This window comes from Mesorhizobium sp. WSM3859, from assembly GCF_002295065.1.
Taxonomy (GTDB): Bacteria; Pseudomonadota; Alphaproteobacteria; order Rhizobiales; family Rhizobiaceae; genus Mesorhizobium.
The window spans coordinates 182,154-202,597 of sequence record NZ_NSGG01000010.1 but is presented as its reverse complement, the minus strand read 5'-3'; the positions used below and the strand labels follow the sequence as shown (position 1 = coordinate 202,597).

22 protein-coding genes are annotated in these 20,444 nt (G+C 63.7%); 9 read left to right on the top strand and 13 right to left on the bottom strand.

Annotation, left to right across the window (positions count from 1 at the left end; genetic code table 11):
• Window positions 1-433 precede the first annotated feature (433 nt).
• From CK230_RS21570 to CK230_RS21555, 4 genes are all read left to right on the top strand, one after another.
• Entirely contained in the window at window positions 434-1,540 is a 1,107-nt protein-coding gene (locus CK230_RS21570; RefSeq protein ID WP_176480167.1) for a LacI family DNA-binding transcriptional regulator, read from the top strand.
• An 89-nt stretch (window positions 1,541-1,629) separates the two neighbouring features.
• Entirely contained in the window at window positions 1,630-1,935 is a 306-nt protein-coding gene (locus CK230_RS21565; protein WP_095819147.1) for a DUF1778 domain-containing protein, read from the top strand.
• Window positions 1,935-2,471 (top strand): GNAT family N-acetyltransferase, encoded by a 537-nt coding sequence (locus CK230_RS21560; protein WP_095819146.1) that lies wholly within the window; start codon window positions 1,935-1,937, stop codon window positions 2,469-2,471. The genes CK230_RS21565 and CK230_RS21560 overlap by 1 nt, the downstream gene beginning before the upstream one ends.
• Before the next feature lie 147 nt (window positions 2,472-2,618).
• The gene (locus CK230_RS21555) at window positions 2,619-3,419 is read left to right on the top strand and encodes a class I SAM-dependent methyltransferase (protein ID WP_095819145.1); all 801 of its coding nucleotides are present in this window, start codon (window positions 2,619-2,621) and stop codon (window positions 3,417-3,419) included.
• A gap of 15 nt (window positions 3,420-3,434) precedes the next feature.
• On the opposite strand, the gene CK230_RS21550 is transcribed toward CK230_RS21555, so the two are convergent.
• A complete protein-coding gene (locus CK230_RS21550; RefSeq protein ID WP_095819144.1) occupies window positions 3,435-4,139 on the bottom strand; it encodes a YafY family protein in 705 nt (234 codons plus the stop codon).
• A 127-nt stretch (window positions 4,140-4,266) separates the two neighbouring features.
• Between CK230_RS21550 and CK230_RS21545 the strand changes: the two genes are divergently transcribed.
• Window positions 4,267-4,902 carry a LysE family translocator gene (locus CK230_RS21545; RefSeq protein WP_095819143.1) on the top strand — a complete coding sequence of 212 codons (636 nt, stop codon included), beginning with the start codon at window positions 4,267-4,269 and terminating at the stop codon, window positions 4,900-4,902.
• A gap of 22 nt (window positions 4,903-4,924) precedes the next feature.
• On the opposite strand, the gene CK230_RS21540 is transcribed toward CK230_RS21545, so the two are convergent.
• The 7 genes from CK230_RS21540 to CK230_RS21510 all read right to left on the bottom strand — a co-directional run bounded on the left by CK230_RS21540 (window position 4,925) and on the right by CK230_RS21510 (window position 12,387).
• A complete protein-coding gene (locus tag CK230_RS21540; RefSeq protein ID WP_095819142.1) occupies window positions 4,925-6,016 on the bottom strand; it encodes a 3-deoxy-7-phosphoheptulonate synthase in 1,092 nt (363 codons plus the stop codon).
• A 200-nt stretch (window positions 6,017-6,216) separates the two neighbouring features.
• Window positions 6,217-7,011: an SDR family oxidoreductase gene (locus tag CK230_RS21535; protein ID WP_095819141.1), complete on the bottom strand. Its 795-nt coding sequence runs from the start codon at window positions 7,009-7,011 to the stop codon at window positions 6,217-6,219.
• Window positions 7,012-7,043: 32 nt separating this feature from the next.
• Entirely contained in the window at window positions 7,044-8,036 is a 993-nt protein-coding gene (iolG, locus tag CK230_RS21530; RefSeq protein WP_095819140.1) for an inositol 2-dehydrogenase, read from the bottom strand.
• 79 nt (window positions 8,037-8,115) lie between these two features.
• Window positions 8,116-8,886: an ATP-binding cassette domain-containing protein gene (locus tag CK230_RS21525; RefSeq protein ID WP_095768022.1), complete on the bottom strand. Its 771-nt coding sequence runs from the start codon at window positions 8,884-8,886 to the stop codon at window positions 8,116-8,118.
• A 2-nt stretch (window positions 8,887-8,888) separates the two neighbouring features.
• Entirely contained in the window at window positions 8,889-9,965 is a 1,077-nt protein-coding gene (locus tag CK230_RS21520; protein WP_095819189.1) for an ABC transporter permease, read from the bottom strand.
• Window positions 9,966-10,073: 108 nt separating this feature from the next.
• Window positions 10,074-11,015, bottom strand: coding sequence for a sugar ABC transporter substrate-binding protein (locus CK230_RS21515; protein ID WP_095819139.1), 942 nt, complete (start codon window positions 11,013-11,015; stop codon window positions 10,074-10,076).
• 340 nt (window positions 11,016-11,355) lie between these two features.
• Entirely contained in the window at window positions 11,356-12,387 is a 1,032-nt protein-coding gene (locus CK230_RS21510) for a LacI family DNA-binding transcriptional regulator (protein ID WP_095819188.1), read from the bottom strand.
• Window positions 12,388-12,575: 188 nt separating this feature from the next.
• Between CK230_RS21510 and CK230_RS21505 the strand changes: the two genes are divergently transcribed.
• Genes CK230_RS21505 through CK230_RS21490 form a run of 4 tightly spaced genes read left to right on the top strand, consistent with a single transcriptional unit; the run spans window position 12,576 to window position 16,111 of the window.
• On the top strand, window positions 12,576-13,682 hold the full coding sequence (locus CK230_RS21505) for a fatty acid desaturase family protein (RefSeq protein ID WP_095819138.1): 1,107 nt from the start codon (window positions 12,576-12,578) through the stop codon (window positions 13,680-13,682).
• Between the two features lie 39 nt (window positions 13,683-13,721).
• Window positions 13,722-14,036, top strand: a complete 315-nt coding sequence (locus tag CK230_RS21500) for a MocE family 2Fe-2S type ferredoxin (RefSeq protein WP_095819137.1) — start codon at window positions 13,722-13,724, stop codon at window positions 14,034-14,036.
• Between the two features lie 4 nt (window positions 14,037-14,040).
• Entirely contained in the window at window positions 14,041-15,267 is a 1,227-nt protein-coding gene (locus tag CK230_RS21495) for an FAD-dependent oxidoreductase (RefSeq protein WP_095819136.1), read from the top strand.
• Between the two features lie 34 nt (window positions 15,268-15,301).
• Window positions 15,302-16,111: a 3-methyl-2-oxobutanoate hydroxymethyltransferase gene (locus tag CK230_RS21490; protein ID WP_095819135.1), complete on the top strand. Its 810-nt coding sequence runs from the start codon at window positions 15,302-15,304 to the stop codon at window positions 16,109-16,111.
• Between the two features lie 15 nt (window positions 16,112-16,126).
• Here CK230_RS21490 and CK230_RS21485 read toward each other — a convergent pair whose 3' ends face one another.
• The 5 genes from CK230_RS21485 to hslV form a co-directional block, all read right to left on the bottom strand.
• Window positions 16,127-17,086 carry a DUF1402 family protein gene (locus tag CK230_RS21485; protein WP_095819134.1) on the bottom strand — a complete coding sequence of 320 codons (960 nt, stop codon included), beginning with the start codon at window positions 17,084-17,086 and terminating at the stop codon, window positions 16,127-16,129.
• A gap of 260 nt (window positions 17,087-17,346) precedes the next feature.
• Window positions 17,347-18,657: an ATP-dependent protease ATPase subunit HslU gene (gene hslU / locus CK230_RS21480; RefSeq protein ID WP_095819133.1), complete on the bottom strand. Its 1,311-nt coding sequence runs from the start codon at window positions 18,655-18,657 to the stop codon at window positions 17,347-17,349.
• Between the two features lie 5 nt (window positions 18,658-18,662).
• The gene (locus tag CK230_RS21475) at window positions 18,663-19,259 is read right to left on the bottom strand and encodes a DUF2585 domain-containing protein (RefSeq protein ID WP_095819132.1); all 597 of its coding nucleotides are present in this window, start codon (window positions 19,257-19,259) and stop codon (window positions 18,663-18,665) included.
• A gap of 4 nt (window positions 19,260-19,263) precedes the next feature.
• Window positions 19,264-19,785 carry a GNAT family N-acetyltransferase gene (locus tag CK230_RS21470; RefSeq protein ID WP_095819187.1) on the bottom strand — a complete coding sequence of 174 codons (522 nt, stop codon included), beginning with the start codon at window positions 19,783-19,785 and terminating at the stop codon, window positions 19,264-19,266.
• Between the two features lie 50 nt (window positions 19,786-19,835).
• Window positions 19,836-20,387 (bottom strand): ATP-dependent protease subunit HslV, encoded by a 552-nt coding sequence (gene hslV / locus CK230_RS21465; RefSeq protein WP_042637558.1) that lies wholly within the window; start codon window positions 20,385-20,387, stop codon window positions 19,836-19,838.
• Window positions 20,388-20,444: the final 57 nt, after the last annotated feature.

Below are 20,444 nucleotides of genomic sequence, written 5' to 3'. Positions count from 1 at the left end.
TGAGAGTGGATGCAGGCCCAGACCGGCGATAAAGCCAGGTTTCGAGCAAGCGTCCCTCGCACCTGCCGCGCCGAACGGAGGCCCGGTCGGTCAACGGCGAGTTGACAGTAGAACGCTTACGGCTATTAGTAAAGACTATTAGTTATGAAGCGCGAGGGCGCTTTCGACGCGGAGGAGACGCTTGTCGAAGGACGCGCCGGAGAGTGAGGAGAGCGAGCGCGGCAAGGCTTACTGCCGTGCGGAAAATGGCCGAATTGTCAGCATTGCTGACCTTGTCTGACTGGTTTCGTCGTGAAGCGGCGTAGCCGGCGATTTGCATGCCCTGCCTGCTAATATGTATTAATCGGCGCAATCTCGATAAACGCGACGGGCTCGACCATCTTGCCGTTGCCGCCGCCTTTGCTCTAGAGCCGGCGGCGTTTGGGAAACGACTATGAGCGAACCGACAGAACTGCGTGATCAACCCGGGAGTTCCAGGCGCCGCAAGCCGGCGGCCAAGCCGAAGGGGCGCGTCACCATGACCGACATTGCGCGCGCCGCCGGCTGCTCGCAGGCGACGGTGTCGTTCGTGCTCAACAATTCGCCGGGGATCAGGCTGTCGCAGCAGACACGCGACCGGGTGATCGAGGCGGCGCGGGCGCTGGGCTATTCGCCGCCGGTCTTCTCGGCGCTCAGGCCGCCGGTGACGCCATTCGAAGGCCTGGACGGCGTCATCGGCTTCGCGGTCGACCAGCTCGCCACCAGCCCCGAGGCGGTTGTCGCCATCGAGGGGGCGCGGCAGGCCTCGTGGAACGCCGGCAACGTGCTTCTGGTGGCGCAGACCATGGGCGACGCGGTGATGGAGCCGCGCGCGATTTCAGCGCTGACGCGGCGCGGCATCTCGGCGCTGATCTACATGACCATCTTCACCCGCGAGATCGCCGCGCCGGATTTTCTCTACAGCCTCGACATCCCGGTCATCCTGCTCAACTGCTACACCGCCGACTATGCCTTCCCGGCCGTGGTTCCCTCCGAGATCGCCGGCGGCCAGAGCGCCACCAGGCACCTGATCGCGCATGGCCATCGCCGTATCGCCACCATCACCGGCGAGCCGTGGATGCAGGCCGCGCAGGACCGGCTGAAAGGTTATCGCCGCGCTCTGGCCACCGCCGATATTCCCTTCGATCCCGAGCTGGTGGTCGAGGGCGACTGGTCGGCCAGCGCCGGCTACGCCGCCACGGTCAAGCTGCTCGGGCTCAAGGAGCGTCCCACTGCCATCTTCTGCCAGAACGACCGCACAGCGATCGGCTGCTACGAGGCGCTGAAGGAAGCCGGCCTGCATATCCCGCAGGACATCTCCGTGGTCGGCTATGACGACGAGGAGATCGCCCGCCATCTCTTCCCGCCGCTGACCACCTCGATCCTGCCGCATCTGGCGATGGGCCAATGGGCGATCGAGCAGCTCGAAACGCCGCCGACGCCCGGCCGCGGCCGGTATCCCATCACCAAGCTGGAGTGCCCGCTGGTGGAACGGGAAAGTGTGGCGGATGCGAAGGGTTAGGAAGCCCAGTTCGCCACGTCGAAATTTGCTATGTGTTGACATTGTATTGACAGCCACTAAATGTCTTATCCTGAACACAGGAGGATTCGATGGCGCAGTCCGGTCATGCTGACAGCAATCACGACATAGCGCGCAAGGATGACATAATTCAAATCCGTGCTTCGGCGGGAACGAAGGCTATTCTCAATCGCGCAGCGAGCTTGCGCGGACAGAAGCTGTCGGAGTTCATGCTGGACAGTGCCCGCAAGCAAGCCGAAGAGACCATTCTCGACCAGCGCGCCTTCTTTCTCGGTACGGACGCGCACGAGAGATTTCTTGACCTGCTTGATGCTCCGAACAAACCGTCGGAGGAGCTTCGCTCGCGTATGACGCGCAGACCGGCCTGGGAACGCTAATGTCGGCTGGCCCACCGCGAGGATCGCGAGTCCGCGCTCCCGAACGGCTGACCATTAGCCACGACGTCTCTGAATTTCACAATGGCAAGCATTCATCTCTTGATGACTGGCTGCGAAACCGTGCCTTGGTTGGTGAAGGACTGTCCGCCCGAACCTATGTCGTTTGTGAGGCGGGCACGAGAAATCGCGTCGTCGGTTATTATGCGATCTCGACGGCGATGGAAGAACGGATCGCGCTTCCAACCGCGAAGCTCCGACGCAGCATGCCCGAGCAAGTACCACTGCTGCTGATCGGCCGCCTTGCGGTGGATCAGACGTTCCAGGGAACTGGGCTGGGGGGCGACTTGCTTTCCGACGCGCTGCGCAGGTGTCTCGCTGTCTCGGACATCGCCGGAGTTCGCGCCGTGGTGGCGCATGCTATCGACGATGCCGCCATGGGCTTCTATCAACGGCACGGCTTCGTTGCGTCTCCGCTGGGTGAGCGAGTCATGCTGCTGCCGATCGAGACCGTGCAGGCGTTATTCTCGAAGGTCTGAGCCCGATCCATAGCCAGGGGAGCGTGAGATTGCCCACATAAAATTCGGGCACGCCACGCTATCCTTGCTCTGACAACGAGGTTGCCCCCGACGCCTATGCAGCAATTGCGCCGTCGTTTAGCCTACGCTCATGAATGGGAGGCTCAGATGACGTCCACCTTCACCGTCCATGCGGCATCCGGTTACGAGCAGCTGATGGGACGCTGGAGCCGCAGGCTCGCGCCCAAATTCATCGAGTTCGCAGGATTGGCCGCCGGCGAGACAATCCTCGACGTCGGGTGCGGCACCGGGAGCCTGACATTCGAGCTGGCGAAATCGACCGATCTCGCCGAAATCCAGGCCATCGACTTCTCGCCCGTCTTCGTCGCGGCGGCGAAGGAGAAAAACACCGATCCGCGTGTTACCATCAGCCAGGCCGATGCCACCGCGCTGCCCTTCACCGACAGTGCATTCGACCGCGCGCTGGCGCTGCTGGTGCTGCATTTCGTGCCGGAGGCCGGCAAGGCGGTGGCCGAGATGCGTCGTGTGGTGCGGCCGGGCGGCGTGGTCGCGGCGGTGGTCTGGGACCATTATGGCGGCATGACCGGCATGCGCATGATAATCGACACCGTGGCGGCGCTCAGCGAAAGCGGACGCCAGATGCGCAGCCGCTATTGCTTCCAGCCGATGATGCAGCCGGGCGAGATGAAGCGGACCTTTGTCGAGCAGGGTCTCGCCGATGTCAGCGAGACCGAGCTGATGATCCGCATGGACTACGCGAATTTCGACGACTTCTGGGCGCCGATCGGCGCCGGCGAAGGGCCGCTCGGCAAATATATGACCACGCTGGATGCGGCCGAGCGGGGGCGCGTCGAGGCTGCGGTGCGCGATGCCTATCAGGCCGGGCGGCCCGACGGCCCGCGATCCTTCGCCAATGTCGCCTGGGCGTGTCGCGGCATCGTGCCCTGAAAGTGGGGCAATGCGTCAATTGCCGGCTGCCGCCGCGACATTGGTCTCCCAGCCGTCGACCCAGACCTGGCGCAGCCGGTCGCCTTCGCCCTTGAACCACAGGCCCGCCGGCCGGCAGTCCTCGACGCGGTCGCTGCGGAAATTGCGGATGGCCTGGCGCAATTCGCACCAGGCGACGATGTTGGCGGTCTCGGCATAATAGATCAGCGCAACCGGACGGATGATGCGCTCCGTCGGCCGTCCCGCCTCGTCGCGGTAGGAGAGGCTGAGCTTCTCCTCGTCGCGGATGGCGCGGCGAACCAGCGCGAGGTCGATCGCGGAAGCGGAAGGCGCCGCAAAACCCCAGGCGTGAAGCGCATTAGCGTCGAGCGTCTGCCGCAAGGGCAGCGGCACGGCGCCGGCGATCTTGGCGCCGACGCGTTTCGCCGCTTGCTTCAACTCGTCATCGCCGGTGCGCTCGAGCAGCGCCAGCGACAGCACGATCGCTTCCATCTCCTCGATGGAAAACATCAGCGGCGGCAGATCGAAGCCGGGGCGCAATATGTAGCCAATGCCGCGCCCGCCCTCGATCGGCACGCGCATCGCCTGCAGGGCGGCAATGTCGCGATAGACCGAGCGCACCGTTACCTCCAGCCGCTCGGCGATCGTCGCCGCCGTCACCGGTTTTTTGGCCAGCCGCAGGATCTGTATGATCTCGAACAGGCGCGAGGCCTTGCGCATTTTTCCACTCGACCGAAATGCAACTGACACATCCCCGTCAGTTGGGGTGACCTAATAGGGCCGCCTACCCGCTTGAAAATCAACAGATTCCTTTGCACCCAAGCGGACGAGGCGACAGGCAACTGACATGAGCTACACCGAAAACCTCTGGCTGTTCTTCGTGCTTCTGTTCGGCATCATCGCCGTTCCGGGCATGGACATGCTGTTCGTGCTGGCCAATGCGCTGACCGGCGGCAGCAATCGAGGCCTGGCCGCGACCGCAGGCATCATGCTCGGCGGTGCGGTGCACACGCTGAATGGGGCGATCGGCGTCGGCCTGCTCATGCATTTCGTGCCGATCCTGTTCACGCCGCTGCTTATCGCCGGCGCCGCCTACATGGCCTATATCGGCATTTCGCTGATGCGCAGCTCGATCACCGTCGGCGATGACGGCCCGGCCGGCAGCCGCTCGGCCTGGAAGGCGTTTCGCCAGGGCCTGGTCACCTGCCTGATCAATCCGAAGGCCTATCTCTTCATCCTTGCCGTCTATCCGCAATTCCTGAAGCCGGCTTACGGCCCGATCTGGATGCAGGCGACGATCATGGGATTGCTGACGGTCGCCACGCAGGCGGCGATCTATGGCGGGCTCGCCGTCACCGCCGGCCGCAGCCGGGGGCTGCTGGTCGACAATCCACGCGCGACCATCCTGGCCGGACGCGGTGCAGGGCTGCTGCTGTTTGCCGTTTCAATATTCACGGCCTGGGAAGGCTTGAGGGCGGCGTGATCGCCGCCCTCTCCAGTTTCGCTCAAGCCGCACCCTGACGGGTCGCGAGCATCTCGCGTTTCGCCGACCGGCGCCATTCGACGGCGCCGGCAAGGCCGTGCAGCACGGTTTCGGTGGTCGCCCAGTCGATGCAGCCATCGGTGATGCTCTGGCCGTAGGTAAGCGGCTTGCCGGGCACGACGTCCTGGCGGCCGGCGACGAGATTGCTCTCGATCATGACGCCGATGATGCGCTCGTCGCCTGCCGCGACCTGGCCCGCCACATCATGCGCTACCTTGGGCTGGTTCTCCGGCTTCTTGGCGCTGTTGGCGTGGCTGACATCGATCATCAGCCGCGGCGCCACACCGATGCGGCCGAGCTCGGCGGCGGCCGCGTCGACGCTGGCGGCATCGTAATTCGGCTGAATGCCGCCGCGCAGGATGACATGGCAATCCTCATTGCCGGTGGTCGCTGCGATGGCGCTGCGGCCGCCTTTGGTCACCGCCATGAAATGGTGCGGCTGCGCGGCCGACTTCACCGCCTCGCCGGCGATCCTGAGATTGCCGTCGGTGCCGTTCTTGAAGCCGACCGGGCAGGACAGGCCGGAGGCCAGCTCGCGATGGATCTGGCTTTCGGTGGTGCGCGCGCCGATAGCGCCCCAGGCGACGAGATCGGCAATATATTGCGGGATGGTCATGTCGAGGAACTCGGTCGCCGCCGGCAGGCCGAGATTGTTGACGGCCGAGAGCACATTGCGCGCCATTCGCAAGCCCTTCTCGATGTTGAAGCTGCCGTCGAGGTCGGGATCGTTGATCAGCCCCTTCCAGCCGACCGTTGTGCGCGGCTTCTCAAAATAGACGCGCATGACGATCTCGAGCCGGTCGGCCAGGGCCTCGCGCAGCGCCGCCAGACGGCTGGCATAGTCAACGGCCGCGACCGGATCGTGGATGGAGCAAGGGCCGACGATGACAAGCAGTCGATCGTCGGCCCCGGTAAGGATCGAATGGATGGCGTTGCGCGAAGCGGCAACGGTGCGCGTCGCCGTGAGCGAGCGCGGTATCTCGCGCATCACCTCGTCCGGCGTGCTCAAGGCTCTGATTTCGGTGACCCGAAGGTCGTCTGTGGTGGTCAACACGGCTTTCTGCTCCTGGTTTAGGAGACCTGCCGGCTGAAACAAAAAAGCCGCCAGGTCTGGCGGCTTGTCGGATTTTGATCTGGAGTTTTCAGATCGAGCGCAATCCTCCCGCCGCCAGCGAGCTACCGTAGCTAAAGTACCAAAACGAGGCGGTCAGGTGGATCATGCGGCTCATATAGTCGATGCGAGGGCGTTTGTCACTACTCCCCGATCACACCGGCTATATTCTGATCGTAGTCGACCAGCGATCCCGTCATGACGCCGGCCTGGGGGCTGATCATATAGGTGATCAATCGGGCAAGCTGCGCCGGCTTCACCAGCTGGCCCATCGGCTGCGCGGCCTCGGCCTTCTCCAGCCAGTCATCCGACGCTCCATGCCATTTTTTCTGCACGATCGCCTCGCCCTCGGTGTCCATCCATCCCGGCAGCACGGCGTTGCAGCGGATGCGGTTCTTTCGGTAGGCGCTTGCAACATTCTTGGTCAGCGTCATCAGCGCGCCCTTGCTGGTCGAATAGGGCGTGAGGAAGGACTGGCCGGCATGGGCCGACATCGACAGCACGTTGACGATCGAGCCGGGCGCCTTGCGCTCCAGCAGATGCGCGACAAGGCCCTGCATCAGGAAGAAGGGGCCGCGCACATTGGTGTCAAAGATCTGGTCGAAGAGTTCTTCCGACGTCTCGACCAGTGAGCCGCGCGCCGACGTGGCGGCGGCGTTGACCAAAGCGTTCAGCGTGCCGAAATGCTTGATCGCCGTCTCGACGGCGCGCTTGCAGTCGGCGACCTTGGCGACATCGGCGCTGATGAAGATGGCATCGACGCCGTTTTTCTTCAGCGCCGCCACCGCCTTGTCGCCCTTCTCCTGCGAACGGCCGATCAGCGCCAGCGCGCGGCAGCCCTCATCGGCAAGCGCCTCGGCGACGGCGAAGCCGATACCCTGCGCGCCGCCGGTGACGATGGCGCGCGTTTCTGAATTGCGATCGGCCAAAACGCTCATCGCTGTGCTCCTGTAATCCGTGTTTCTAACGATCAGTCGACGCGGACGGTCTTGCCCGTCTTCGCCGACTTCAGCGCCGCGTCGGCTAACTTCAGCGCGACCAGCCCATCCTTGCCGCTCGGCGCCGCCTTCTTGCCGGCAGTCGCTGCGGCGATGAAGGAGGCGATCTCGTTGGCGTAAGCGTCGATGTAGCGGGTCATGAAGAAATCGTGCAGCGGCGGACGGGTGTAGCCCTTGTCATTGGCGAGCTCGATCGACACCGGCCGCTGGTTCTCGGCCGCAACCATGCCCTTGGAGCCATGCACCTCGATGCGCTGGTCGTAGCCATAGGTGGCGCGGCGCGAGTTTGAGATGACGGCCTGCTTGCCGGATACGGTCTCGAGGATAACGCTGACCGAATCGAAATCGCCGGCTTCGCCGATCTTCTTGTCGACCAGCACCGAAGCGTGGGCGCTGACGGCAACCGGCTCCTCGCCGAGCAGGAAGCGCGCCATGTCGAAATCATGGATGGTCATGTCGCGAAAAATGCCCCCGGAGCGGGCGATGTAGTCGAGCGGCGGGGCGCCTGGATCGCGCGACGTGATGGTGACCATCTCGACCGTGCCGATGGCGCCATCGTCGATCGCCTTGCGCACCGCGGCGAAATGCGGATCGAAGCGGCGGTTGAAGCCGACCATCAGCGTGGCGCCGGTCTTCTCGACCACGGCCAGGCATTTTTCGACGCGCTCGACGGAGAGATCGATCGGCTTCTCGCAGAAGATCGCCTTGCCGGCCTTGGCGAAGCGCTCGATCAGGTCGGCATGGGTGTCGGTCGGCGTGCAGATGATGACGGCGTCGATGTCCTTGGCCTTTTCGATCGCCTCGATGGTGCGGACTTCCGCGCCATAGGCGGTGGCCAGTTCCGTCGCCGCTTTCTCGAAGGCGTCCGCCACGGCGACCAGTTTTGCCTGCGGATTTGAGCCGACGGCGCGGGCGTGCACCTTGCCGATGCGGCCGGCGCCGAGAAGAGCGAAGCGGAGTGTCATGGAATGTCCTTCGAGGGTGGGTTTATAGGCGGTCCGCGCCTCTCGACGCAGACGATTGGTTGTTCCCGTCGTGGCGCCGTCAGGCCGCCTGCAGCTCCGCCTGTCCGGTCTTGGCGCCGGTGATGTAGGCGACGATGTCGTTGCCGTCGGTGTCCTGCTTGCGCAAATTGGCGACGATGCGGCCACGGCGGAAGACGACGATGCGGTCGACCAGGTCGAACACCTGGCGCATGTTGTGGCTGACCAGGATCAGCGGCTCGCCGTTTTCCTTCAGCGTGCGGATGATGTTTTCGACCTGCGCAGTCTCCTGCACGCCGAGCGCCGCCGTCGGCTCGTCCATGATGATCAGCTTGGAGGCGAAGGTCGCCGTCCTGGCGATCGCCACGCATTGGCGCTGGCCGCCCGACATGTGGCGGATGGTGCTGGAGAGATTCGGTATCTTCACCGCCGTGCGGACAAGCGCCGCCTCGGTCGCCTTGCGCATCGCCTTGCGGTCGAGGATGGAGAAGGGGCCGAGGTTGAACAGCACCTTCTCGCGGCCGAGAAACAGGTTCGACGGCACGTCGAGATCGTCGGCCAAAGCGAGGTTCTGGAACACGGTTTCGATGCCCGCCTCGCGCGCCTCGATAGGGCCGGCGAAATTGACCTCCTTGCCGTCGAACCAGATCTTGCCGTCGGTGCGCTGCTCGACGCCGGTGATCTGGCGCACGAAGGTCGACTTGCCGGCGCCGTTGTCGCCCATGATGGCGACATGCTCGCCCTTGCGCAGCTCGAAATTCGCCTCCTGCAGCGCGTGCACGCCGCCATAATGCTTGGTGAGGTTTTCGGTCTTCAGAACGATGTCCGACATGGTCAAGCTCCTATCGCCCGGCGGCGCTGGCGCCATTGATCGAGAACGACCGCGCCGACGATGATCACGCCCTTCACCATTTCCTGATAATAGGCGTCGAGGCGCAGGAAGGTGAAGCCGGAAATGATGACGCCGAAGATCAGCGAACCGATCACGGTGCCGATGATGGAGCCGCGCCCGCCCGACAGCGAAACGCCGCCGATGACCGCCATGGCGATGGCGTCGAGTTCGTACATGACGCCCATGCCGGCCTGGGCGGTGAGATTCTTGGACGACAGCACCACTGCGGCGATCGCGGCCAGGATGCCGGCGATCGCATAGACCAGCACCTTGTGGTTGGCGATCTTGATACCGGACATGCGCGCGGCGTCCTCATTGGAGCCGATGGCGTAACAGTGCTTGCCGTATTTCGTATAGGTCAGGATCAGCTGGAAGAGGAGCGCCAGCGATATGAAGATGACGACCGGCATCAGGCCCTTGCCGATGGCCGCGAAACTGTCGGTCGGGAAGGAGATCGGCTGGCCCTTGGACCACCATTTGGCGATGCCGCGGGCGGTGACCATCATGCCGAGCGTGGCGATGAAGGGCGGGATACGGGTGTAGGCGATCAGCAGGCCGTTGATCAGGCCGGCGAACAGGCCGCAGCCGATGGCGACCAGCAGCGGCACGATGACCGGCAGGTCGGTCCAGCCCTGTGCCAAAAACATCGCCTTGGGGTTGGGATTGCCGTTGACGGTCGCGACCTGCGCGAAGCTCATGGCGATCATGGCGGTGGCGCCGACGATCGAGCCCGAGGACAGGTCGATGCCGCCGCAGATGATGACCTGGGTGACGCCGATGGCGATGATGCCGACGATCGACACCTGCAGGATGATGATCTGCAGGCGCTGCTCGTTGAAGAGGCCGGAGACGTTCTCGCGGGTGTTGAACAGGAAGCTGTCGCCGAGGAAGACACGGCCGACCAGCTCGAAGGCGCCGACCAGGATGACCAGCGCCAGGAACACGTTGAACTCGGCCGGCCATGGACGCTTCTTGGCGTCATAGCTCAGCCCGCCAATGCCATGCGATGTCTGTGACACGTCTTCTTCCTCCGTCGGGCGCACCTTGTCCTGCCTCCCGCGCGGGCGGGAGGAAGGGCGAAGCGGCGCGTCTGTTCCGATTGGACGCGCCGCTGGTATCGAGGCGCCTCAGTTCTTCTTCAAGAACTTGTCGATGTTCGCCGGCGTCACGAGCTGGAAGGGGATGTAGACCTTCTTGTCCACCTTCTCGCCCTTGGCGAGCTTCAGCGCCGCGTCGAGCGCGCCGGCGCCCTGGCCGGCGGCGTCCTGGAAGACCGTTGCGTCGAGATCGCCGGCCTGCATGGCAACCAGCGCGTCCTGGGTGGCGTCGACGCCGCCGACGACGACCGACTTCATGTCGATATTGGCCGCCTTCATCGCCTGGATGGCGCCGATGGCGCTTTCGTCGTTGTTGGCGATGACACCATCGAACGCCTTGCCGGACGACAGCCAGTTGGTCATCAGGTTCTGCGCCTCGTCACGCTTCCAGTTCGAGGTCTGCTTGTCGATGATCTTGATGAAGTTGCAGTCCGGCGTGGCGATAACCTCGTCGATGTCCTTGGTGCGCTGCACCGCGGCCTGGTTGGAAAGTTCGCCCATGATCACATAGACATTGGCTTCCTTCTTGCCGGCTTCCTTGAACAGGCGGCAGACTTCCTTGGTCTCGAGCGTGCCGGAATCGGCTTCGTTGGAAGCGACGAAAGCCTGGTTGTCGGGCAGCTTGTCGACGTTGACCGGCTCGCGATTGACATAGACCAGCGGGATCTTGGCCGCGGCGGCCGCATCCGACATCGCCTGGGTGGCCGAGGTATCGACCGGGTTGACGATGATCGCATCGACGCCCGAGGCGGCGAAGTTCTTGATCTGGTCGAGTTGCTTGGCAACGTCGTTTTGCGCGTCCTCGACCTGAAGCTCGACGCCGCTCATGCCCTTAGCCTGCGCGATCATGCCGTTGCGCAGGACGGTGAGGAAGTTGTCGTCGAAAAGGGCCATCGAAACGCCGATCTTGGCGGCGAAGGCGGATGAACACATCAGCGCCGAAAGCGCGACGCCCAAAAGAAGTTTCTTCATTTTATTCTCCTCCACTTGGTGTCCGGCTGCACCCATTGAACCGGAATCCCCGGTTTGCCCGGGGAATCTTTCCCTGCGGCCACGCGGCGTCGCCAATCCGGCTGGACGCCTCTTCCTCCGTTCGAACAGGCGCTTCGGAACGAAAGAACCAAAAGGCCTAGTTAGTGAAATATTTATTCCATTTGGTTTGGGAAACGTCAAGGGCGATTCCGACCGGGGTGGCCGGTTTTTCGTTCATCAGGAGCATGACGACGACAAAAATCGTTGAAACCTAGGCCCGAATAGGAGCAACCCGCCATGAAAGAATCCATCAGCCTGATGGATTCTTTCACGGCGGACGCTAGATGTTTTCCGGCAGATAGATGTCGAAGGGCAGGAAGGTCTGCCCAGGCGCATTGGCGGCACCGCTTTCGATGGCATGCGCCATCAGCCCGACGAGTTCCCGGCAGAGCGCGGAGAGCGGCGTCGAGATCACCATGGTGAGAATGTTGTCGGCAAGCGCCGCGCGCGAGACGGCGTTGATCTCGTTGCAGATGACGACTGGCATCTCAGCCGGGTTCGCCGTCCTCAGCGCCGAGACCGCGCCTTCCATGCCGCCGCCGGCAACATAGCAGCCGGCGAGATCGGGATGGCGCGCCAGGAGATCGAGCATGGCGTCATGCGTCACGTCATTGGCCTCGAGGTTGACCAGCGTCTCCATCACGGTGAAGTCCGGCGCATGCTCGCGGAAATAAGAGCGGAAGCCGATCTCGCGCAGCTCATGGCCGTGGAAGCGATGGCTGCCGACGAACAGCGCCACCTTGCCCGGCTTCCTAGCGGCCTTGGCGATCATCCACGCCGCGCTGCGCCCGACCTTGCGGTTGTCGAGCCCGACATAGCCCTCGCGGATGCCGGCGGCGAAGTCCGACAGAAGCGAGAAGACCGGCTGTCCCCTCGCCTTCAGCGTTTCCACGACCGCCGTGAGGTTGGGATGGTCCGGGCCGACGACGGCGATGGCTCTCGACTTGGCCGCCAGCCTGCGCATCTGCGCGGCGATCTCATCGGGCGCCAGCGAGGCGGCGAAATCGATCGTCGCAGTGCCGCGAAAGCGCTGCGACTGCGCGACCGCCAGTTCGAGCTCCTTCGCGAAATCGCCATAGAAGACATCATTGCCCCTGAGCAGCAGGAAGCCGAGCCGATATTCCGGCAATTCCTGGCGCATGCGCTGCTTGATCAGCCCGGCGGCGTGATAGCCTATCTCGGTGGCGGCGTCGTAGACCCGGCGCGCCGTCTCCTCACGCACTGGGAGGCGGCTGTTCAGCACCCGGTCGACGGTGGCGACGCTGACGCCCGAGATGCGCGCGAGGTCGGTGATTGTCGGTCGCTTTGCCATGAATGATTCCTCGCTTGCCCGGCTCCGGATATCCGATTCACGATATCTCATGTTGATAGGAAATGATAGAAACTATCTTTGTGATGTTGAGACTATCAGACTTTGCGCTATGCTGAGGTCGAAAGTCAGCGATGCGCGAGTCCCGCACGGCCGGGGCGGTTAGCCAAGGCGCTGGCGGAGGAACCCCAATGACGGCAATCACGTCTTCGGCGGCGTCGCCGCGCGACTACAGCCTGACCGGGCGAGACGCCAGGCTCGCGATAGAGAACGGTCTCGCCGCGGCAGAGTGGTATCACACCGATATCCCGCGCAAGCAGATGAAGGAGCTGATGCAGCGCTCCGACCAACCGGCGATCCGCGACACCATCATCTGGCTCGCCGCTTTCGTGGTCAGCGCCGCGGGTGGCATCTGGTTCTGGGGAAGCTGGTGGTGCGTGCCGTTCTTCTTCGTCTACGGCACGCTTTACGGTTCCTCGACCGATTCCCGCTGGCACGAATGCGGCCACGGCACGGCCTTTCGCACGCAGTGGATGAACGACGCCGTCTACCAGCTCGCCTGCTTCATGATCATGCGCAATCCGGTGACCTGGCGCTGGAGCCACACGCGCCACCACACCGACACCATCATCGTCGGCCGCGATCCCGAAATCGCCGTCATGCGGCCGCCGGACCTTTTGCGCGCGGTGCTCAACTTCTTCGGTATTCTCGACGCCTGGCACGCAATGGTCGACATGGTGCGCAATGCCGCCGGCGTCATCAGCGCCGCGGAAAAGACCTTCATTCCCGAGCCGGAGCAGCCGAAGGCGATCCGGGTGGCACGCATCTGGCTCGCCATCTATCTGGCGACCATCGCCTTGGCCCTCTATCTGCATTCCTGGCTGCCGCTGATGCTTATTGGCCTGCCTCGCCTCTACGGCGCATGGCACCACGTGATGACCGGCCTGCTGCAGCATGGCGGCCTCGCTGACAATGTCATCGACCACCGCCTGAACAGCCGCACGGTGCTGATGAACCCGATCAGCCGCTTCATCTACTGGAACATGAACTATCATGTGGAGCACCACATGTTCCCGATGGTGCCCTATCACGCGCTGCCGAAGCTGCACGAGATGATAAAGCACGACCTGCCGGCGCCCACGCCGTCGATCCTCGCCGGCTATCGAGAGATGATCCCGGCCTTCCTGCGCCAGCTGCGCAACGAGGATTATTTCCTCAAGCGCGCGCTGCCGCCGACGGCGAAGCCCTACCGGGAAGAGCTGCACAACGACAATCCGGTGGCGGCGGCGGCCGAGTGAGCAGCCCGACCAGCTGACCGTGAATTTCAGGAGGACGAGATGAGCGACTGGGTCGAGGCTTGCGCGGCCGGGGATATCGATGAAGAGGACGTGATGCGGTTCGACCATGCCGGCCGCACCTTCGCCATTTACCGCAGCCCGGACGACGAATATTTCGCGACCGACGGCCTGTGCACGCATGAAAAGGTGCACCTGGCCGACGGGTTGGTGATGGATGACATCATCGAATGCCCCAAGCACAACGGCCGCTTCAACTACAAGACCGGCGACGCGCGCGGCGCACCCGTCTGCGTCAACCTGAAAACCTATCCGGTCAAGGTCGACGCCGGAAAAATCCTGATCCGGATCGGGTGAGACAATGGCGGGGATAGCGATCATCGGTGCGGGCGAGTGCGGCGGACGCGCGGCGCTTGCGCTCCGCGATCTCGGCTATGAAGGGCCGGTGACGCTGGTCGGCGACGAGCCGCATCTGCCCTATGAGCGGCCGCCGCTGTCGAAGGACGCGATGACCGGCGAAGCGCCCGCCATCAAGGCGATCGCCACCGATGCGCTCTTCGCCGAACGCGCGATCCGACACATCCATTCCGTCCGGGCCGTTGCGGTCGACCGCGCCGCGCATGTCGTGCAGCTGTCGGACGGCTCTTCCCTTCCCTACGACAAACTGCTGCTGGCGACCGGGTCCGTGCCGCGCCAGCTGCCGATGCTGGGCCTCGGCTCGCGCTGCGTCTATTTGAGGACCTTCAACGACGCCCTCGCCATGCGTGCCCATCTCAGCGCCGGAAGTCGCGTCGCCATCATCGGCGGCGGCTTCATCGGGCTTGAGCTTGCCGCCTCGGCCCGGAAACTCGGTGCCGAGGTCATCGTCATCGAGGCGCAACCACGCATCCTGATGCGCGGCGTGCCGGCCGAGATCGCCGGGATTATCCACAAGGCGCATGAGGCCGAAGGCGTTTCGATCCGCACCGGCCAGGGGCTCGCCGCAATCGCCGATGACGGCAAGGAAGTCGCCATCGCGCTGGCAGACGGACAGAAGATCGTCGCCGATCTCGCCGTGATCGGCATCGGCGCAGTGCCGGTGACGGTGCTTGCCGCCGAGGCGGGGCTGGCGATCGACAACGGCATCGCCGTGGACGAGCGCCTGCGCACCGCCGACCCGGACATCTTCGCCGCCGGCGATTGCTGCTCGTTCCCGCTCACCGTCTATGGCGGCCGGCGGGTGCGGCTGGAGGCCTGGCGCAACGCGCAGGAACAGGGCGCGCTGGCCGCCAGGAACATGCTGGGCGCCGACGAGGCGCACGCCGCCGTGCCTTGGTTCTGGTCGGATCAGTATGGGCTCACTTTGCAGATCGCCGGGCTGTCGGACGAGGGCAAGAGCATCGTGCGGCGCGACCTCGACGACGGCGCCTTCATCCTGTTCCATTTGGCGCAGGACGGCAGGCTGGTCGCCGCCAGCGGGATCGGCCCCGGCAATGCGGTGGCGCGCGACATCCGCCTGGCGGAAATGCTGATCGCCGGGCGGGCGAAGCCGGCGCCTGAAGCGCTGGGCTCGCAGGCGGTCAAGCTGAAATCGCTGCTCGCGGCGTAGTTCGCCTCCAACCGGCATTGAGGGATCAAGAGATATGGCACGCAGCAGACCGACCGTAGCCGATTTGCAGTCGCTGAAGGGTAAGCGCCAGCTCTCGAAGCTGCGCGTCTTTTCGCTTGAAGAGGCCGAGGCCGCCGAACGCGCCGGTATCGACCTCATCTCGGTTCCATATGATGTGATGCTTGACCCGCGTTTTCGCGACGCCGCGCCCACTTGCTTTGCCATTCCCGGCGATGAACGCATAAAACTGGGCGCCACCACGAACGAGATCCTGCGCATGGCCGTCAGGCTGCGCGCGGCAAGCGCCGACGCCATGTATTGCTCGGCCAGCCTGCGGACGATCCGCCGACTGCGCGACGAGCACATTCCGGTCTGCGGCCATGTCGGCCTGATCCCAGCGCATGCGACCTGGACGGGCGGCTTCAAGGCGGTCGGCAAGACCGCCGAAAGCGCCGCCTTCGTGTGGAAGCAGGTCAAGGACCTCGAAGCGGCCGGAGCCTTCGCGGCCGAGATCGAGGTGGTGCCGGCCGGCGTCGCAAGCGCGATCTCCAAGCGCACGCCGCTGGTCATGATCTCTATGGGCGCCGGCGCCGGCTGCGACGCGCAATATCTGTTCTCGGAAGACGTGCTCGGCTCCAATCGCGGCCACTATCCCCGCCATGCCAAGCGCTACCGCGACTTCGCGGCGGAGTTCGATCGCCTCCAGAACGAGCGCATCGCCGCCTTCCGCGAATATGCCGACGATATCCAGTCCGGCGCCTATCCGGAGCCGCGCCACATGGTGGAGGCGGGCCCGGAGGAAATGCGCAAATTCGAGGCGTATCTGGAATCGGAGGGACGCTGAGTGCCCCCGCGTTGGCTAAAATAGCGCCTTCAGCTCATCGAGCTTGTCGTTGACCAGCCAGCCGTAATAATTCTCCTCGGGCAGCTTTTCCGGTTCGCCGGCGGCGCGGCGCCTGTCGTTCTCGGCCTTCAGCGCATAGGCGCGCTGCTCGGGGTTGCCGACATTGTAGAGCGTCGCCGTCAGGCCAGGATTTTTCGAAATGTCGAAGCCGGCGATGCTGCGATAGGCGTCGATCGATTTCTTGATGGTCGCAGCGACGTAAGGCAGCGTCAGGTCCGGATCCATGATGGTCTTGTAGACCGCATTGGGATCCTCGACATCGAGCTTCGGCAGGCCGGAGACCTTGTGCACGAGATCGCTCATCTGCAGCGCCGTCAGCGGGTTCAGCTGGCCGAGGCCAAAAGTCTGGCCGGCATAATAGGGCTGGAAGAAGGTGGCGCCGAAGCGGTCGTTGGGGAAGCTTGTGCCGCCGACAGTCTTGCCGCGGAAGGCATGGTTCCAGACCTGCTCGCGGCATTCCCACAGATCGTAGCTGTCGTCCATGCCGGCGCATTTCTTGAATTCCGGCCGCTGGACGAAATCGCTGACATCCTCGCCCTCATAGGCAAAGGTCAGCTTGCTCGACAGATAGGACATCGCCTTGACGTAATAGGTCTGCAGCCGGTCGTAGGCGTCGACATTGTAGGTGTGCTCGCCGACGATGGCGCCGACAATGTGCATCGGATCGATGCCATAGGCAGCCGCCACCTTCCTGATCTTGCCGCGCAGCTCGGCATCGTTCTGCAGCAACGCGTAGACTTTCCGGTACTTGGCCTGGAAGGTGGTGTTGGTTGCCTGGGTGCGCCGGCTGGACGCGCCGGGAATATCCGGCTGCACGGCGTTGCGGTTGCCCGGAGGCACCATGGTCGCGGCATCGGCGATCGTCACCGCCCCCGCCAGTGCAAGACACACAAAAAGAAACAGGTACTTCTTCATCCGCCGCCGCTTTGGGGCGGCTCGGCTATCGCCGATCCACCCCAACCATTTGATTGAACGCGATTTCAGGCGAAAACCGCTGGACAGTTTTCCTGAAATCGCTTCCAGAACGCGCGGCAACCTAGGTAAAGCGTCCGACAGAGTCGAGAGAAGGCTTAGGCCCGCCACCAAAAATGGTGGCCAGATGCTTCCATTCGGCCACACCCGAAGTTGGTCGGCCGGCCAAGTCGGGCCGGCTGAGGCCGGCCCGACTTCACAAATCAGAGGATAAACCGCGACAAGTCGGTGTTGCGCGACAGGTCGCCGACATGCTTCTCGACATAGGCGGCATCGATGGTGACCGCCGTGCCGTTGCGGTCCGGCGCATCGTAGGAAATCTCGTCCAGCACGCGCTCCATCACCGTCTGCAGGCGCCGGGCGCCGATGTTCTCGACACTGGCGTTGAGGTCCACCGCGATGCCGGCGAGCGAATCGATGGCGTCGTCGGTAAAGGTCAGCTCGACGCCCTCGGTCTTCATCAGCGCGATATACTGCTTGATGAGGCTCGCTTCCGTCTCGGTGAGGATGCGGACGAAATCCGACTTCTCCAGCGCCCGCAGCTCGACGCGGATCGGCAGGCGGCCCTGCAGCTCCGGCAAAAGGTCGGACGGCTTGGAGACGTGGAAGGCGCCGGACGCGATGAACAATATATGGTCGGTCTTGATCGGCCCGTATTTGGTGGCGACCGTGGTGCCTTCGACCAGCGGCAGCAGGTCGCGCTGTACGCCCTCGCGCGACGGGCCGCCCGAAATGTCGCTCCTGGCCGCGATCTTGTCGATCTCGTCGAGGAAGACGATGCCGTCGTTCTCGGCCGATTCCAGCGCGCGACGCACGACCTCGTCCTGGTCGAGCAGCTTGTCGGACTCGTCGTTGACGAGCAGCGCATAGGAATCGCGGACCGTGGTCTTGCGGGTCTTGGTCCTGCGGCCGCCCATCGCCTTCGACAGCATGTCGTTGATGTTGAGCACGCCGACATTGCCGCCGGGCATGCCGGGGATCTCGAAGCCTGGCATGCCGCCATTGCCGGTGTCGGCCACCTCGATCTCGATCTCCTTGTCGTCGAGCTCGCCGTCGCGCAGCTTCTTGCGGAAGCTATCGCGCGTGGCCGGGCTCGCCGTCTTGCCGACGAGGGCTTCCAGCACGCGCTCCTCGGCGTTGATCTGGGCGCGCGCCGCGACGTCCTCGCGCATCTTTTCGCGGGTCAGGCCGATGGCGACCTCGACGAGATCGCGCACGATCTGCTCGACGTCGCGGCCGACATAGCCGACCTCGGTGAACTTGGTCGCCTCGACCTTGACGAAGGGCGCGCCGGCGAGCCGCGCCAGGCGGCGCGAGATCTCGGTCTTGCCGACACCGGTCGGGCCGATCATCAGGATGTTCTTCGGCATCACCTCTTCGCGCATCTGGCCTTCCAGCTGCTGGCGACGCCAGCGGTTGCGAAGCGCGATGGCCACGGCGCGCTTGGCGTCCTTCTGGCCGATGATGAAGCGGTCGAGTTCCGAAACGATTTCGCGGGGAGAAAAGGTGCTCATATTACTCAAATTCCACTTTGCCACTGCCTGATGGACTCGAACGGATGCAGCAGCATGATCACGTTGAGCGTCAGATTGTCCCGGATGATGTAGCCCGTGCCGAGCTCGAAAATGAGCGCCAGGGCCACGATCACCCATATAGGTAGCTTTCGCGCCATCACAAATCCCAGCGCCATGAACAGCGTGTCGGACAGTGAGTTGATGATCGAGTCGCCGTAATAGTTGAGCGAGATCGTGCCGGCGCGGTAACGGTCAATTATGAAGGGGCTGTTCTCCAGGATTTCCCAGCCGCCTTCGATGAGGACGGCGAAGGCGAGCCTTAAGCCCACCGGCGAGCGCGGGAACAGCGCCCAGGCCAGCGCATAGAACAGGAAGCCGTGGATGATATGCGAGAAGGTGTACCAGTCGGCGATGTGCTGGGAATTCTCCGAGCTGTTGACCACGCCGTGCCAGAGCTTGACGTAGCCGCAGGTGCAGATCGGCGGATGCCCCATGCCGTACAAGGTGCCCGCCTGGAAGACGATCAAGGCGAGCACGAGCAGCAGGCCCATGCGCCAGCTGTCCTCATAGGCGGAAAGCGTCTTGTCCTCAGGCGCGGTCATTCGGTCAGTCCCCCAGATTTTCATCGTCGTCCGCATCGACGGCCATCAGCACGACGTCCCCATATTGCGAATGCCTGCGGCCGATCGACCTGAAGCCAGCCTTCTCATAGGCGCGGATGGCCCGGCCATTGTCGGGATGCGGATCGATGATGACGCGCGGCGCGCCTTCCTCGAACAGCTCCTCGACGAATTGGCTCAGGATTGCCGAGCCATGGCCCACACCGACCAGCTCCGGCGGGCCGATCGTGAGATCGACGCCCAGCGTGCCGAAGGGCTGGTCGGCATAGGGATGGTCGTCCTCCATATGCGGGTCATAGCTCTGCAGATAGGCGATCGGCCTGCCGTCGAGCTCGACGATCAGCGGCTCCACCGAGACCGAATCGATATGCTCGCGAATCTCGGCGATTTCCTTTTCCGGATCGTCCCACCACTCAGCGACATGCGGCTCGCGCAGCCATTGGGCGATCAACGGCAGGTCCTTTTCGGTGACCGGCCGAAAATCGTAGCTATGCTGCTGAGTGACCATGATCTTATCCAAAAACCGGTTCCCACTTTTTGGGATCATGGTCTGCCAGCTCAAGCGGCATCGAGCGTTTCGACAACAAAATTGTTGTTGGTGTAGACGCAGATGTCGGACGCGATCTGCATGGCCTTGCGGGCGATCTCCTCGGCGTCCTTGTCGGTGTCGATCAGCGCGCGGGCCGCGGCCAGGGCGTAATTGCCGCCGGAGCCGATGGCCATGACGCCATGTTCGGGCTCGAGCACATCGCCATTGCCGGTCAGCGCTAGCGAGACCGACTTGTCGGCGACCAGCATCATGGCTTCCAGGCGGCGCAGATAGCGGTCGGTGCGCCAGTCCTTGGCGAGCTCGACGCAGGCGCGGGTCAGCTGGTCCGGATATTGCTCGAGCTTGGCTTCGAGCCGCTCCAAGAGGGTGAAGGCGTCGGCGGTAGCGCCGGCGAAGCCGGCAATGACGCTGCCGCCCTTGCCGATGCGGCGCACCTTGCGGGCATTGCCCTTCATGATCGTCTGGCCAAGGCTGACCTGGCCGTCGCCGGCGATCACGACCTTGTTGCCCTTGCGCACGCTGATGATGGTCGTGGCGTGCATGCTGAGTTCATTCGACATTTTAGCTCCGATGCGCGCTATCCCTTGGAAAGGCGATTGGCGCGGTACGAGTGAGTT

Bases quoted from the DNA above. Each gene is read 5' to 3' on its own strand.
- CK230_RS21570 (WP_176480167.1), top strand. From the start codon at position 434: ATGAGCGAACCGACAGAACTGCGTGATCAACCCGGGAGTTCCAGGCGC.
- CK230_RS21565 (WP_095819147.1), top strand. From the start codon at position 1,630: ATGGCGCAGTCCGGTCATGCTGACAGCAATCACGACATAGCGCGCAAG.
- CK230_RS21560 (WP_095819146.1), top strand. From the start codon at position 1,935: ATGTCGGCTGGCCCACCGCGAGGATCGCGAGTCCGCGCTCCCGAACGG.
- CK230_RS21555 (WP_095819145.1), top strand. From the start codon at position 2,619: ATGACGTCCACCTTCACCGTCCATGCGGCATCCGGTTACGAGCAGCTG.
- CK230_RS21550 (WP_095819144.1), bottom strand. From the start codon at position 4,139: ATGCGCAAGGCCTCGCGCCTGTTCGAGATCATACAGATCCTGCGGCTG.
- CK230_RS21545 (WP_095819143.1), top strand. From the start codon at position 4,267: ATGAGCTACACCGAAAACCTCTGGCTGTTCTTCGTGCTTCTGTTCGGC.
- CK230_RS21535 (WP_095819141.1), bottom strand. From the start codon at position 7,011: ATGAGCGTTTTGGCCGATCGCAATTCAGAAACGCGCGCCATCGTCACC.
- iolG (WP_095819140.1), bottom strand. From the start codon at position 8,036: ATGACACTCCGCTTCGCTCTTCTCGGCGCCGGCCGCATCGGCAAGGTG.
- CK230_RS21525 (WP_095768022.1), bottom strand. From the start codon at position 8,886: ATGTCGGACATCGTTCTGAAGACCGAAAACCTCACCAAGCATTATGGC.
- CK230_RS21515 (WP_095819139.1), bottom strand. From the start codon at position 11,015: ATGAAGAAACTTCTTTTGGGCGTCGCGCTTTCGGCGCTGATGTGTTCA.
- CK230_RS21510 (WP_095819188.1), bottom strand. From the start codon at position 12,387: ATGGCAAAGCGACCGACAATCACCGACCTCGCGCGCATCTCGGGCGTC.
- CK230_RS21505 (WP_095819138.1), top strand. From the start codon at position 12,576: ATGACGGCAATCACGTCTTCGGCGGCGTCGCCGCGCGACTACAGCCTG.
- CK230_RS21500 (WP_095819137.1), top strand. From the start codon at position 13,722: ATGAGCGACTGGGTCGAGGCTTGCGCGGCCGGGGATATCGATGAAGAG.
- CK230_RS21495 (WP_095819136.1), top strand. From the start codon at position 14,041: ATGGCGGGGATAGCGATCATCGGTGCGGGCGAGTGCGGCGGACGCGCG.
- CK230_RS21490 (WP_095819135.1), top strand. From the start codon at position 15,302: ATGGCACGCAGCAGACCGACCGTAGCCGATTTGCAGTCGCTGAAGGGT.
- CK230_RS21485 (WP_095819134.1), bottom strand. From the start codon at position 17,086: ATGAAGAAGTACCTGTTTCTTTTTGTGTGTCTTGCACTGGCGGGGGCG.
- hslU (WP_095819133.1), bottom strand. From the start codon at position 18,657: ATGAGCACCTTTTCTCCCCGCGAAATCGTTTCGGAACTCGACCGCTTC.
- CK230_RS21475 (WP_095819132.1), bottom strand. From the start codon at position 19,259: ATGACCGCGCCTGAGGACAAGACGCTTTCCGCCTATGAGGACAGCTGG.
- CK230_RS21470 (WP_095819187.1), bottom strand. From the start codon at position 19,785: ATGGTCACTCAGCAGCATAGCTACGATTTTCGGCCGGTCACCGAAAAG.
- hslV (WP_042637558.1), bottom strand. From the start codon at position 20,387: ATGTCGAATGAACTCAGCATGCACGCCACGACCATCATCAGCGTGCGC.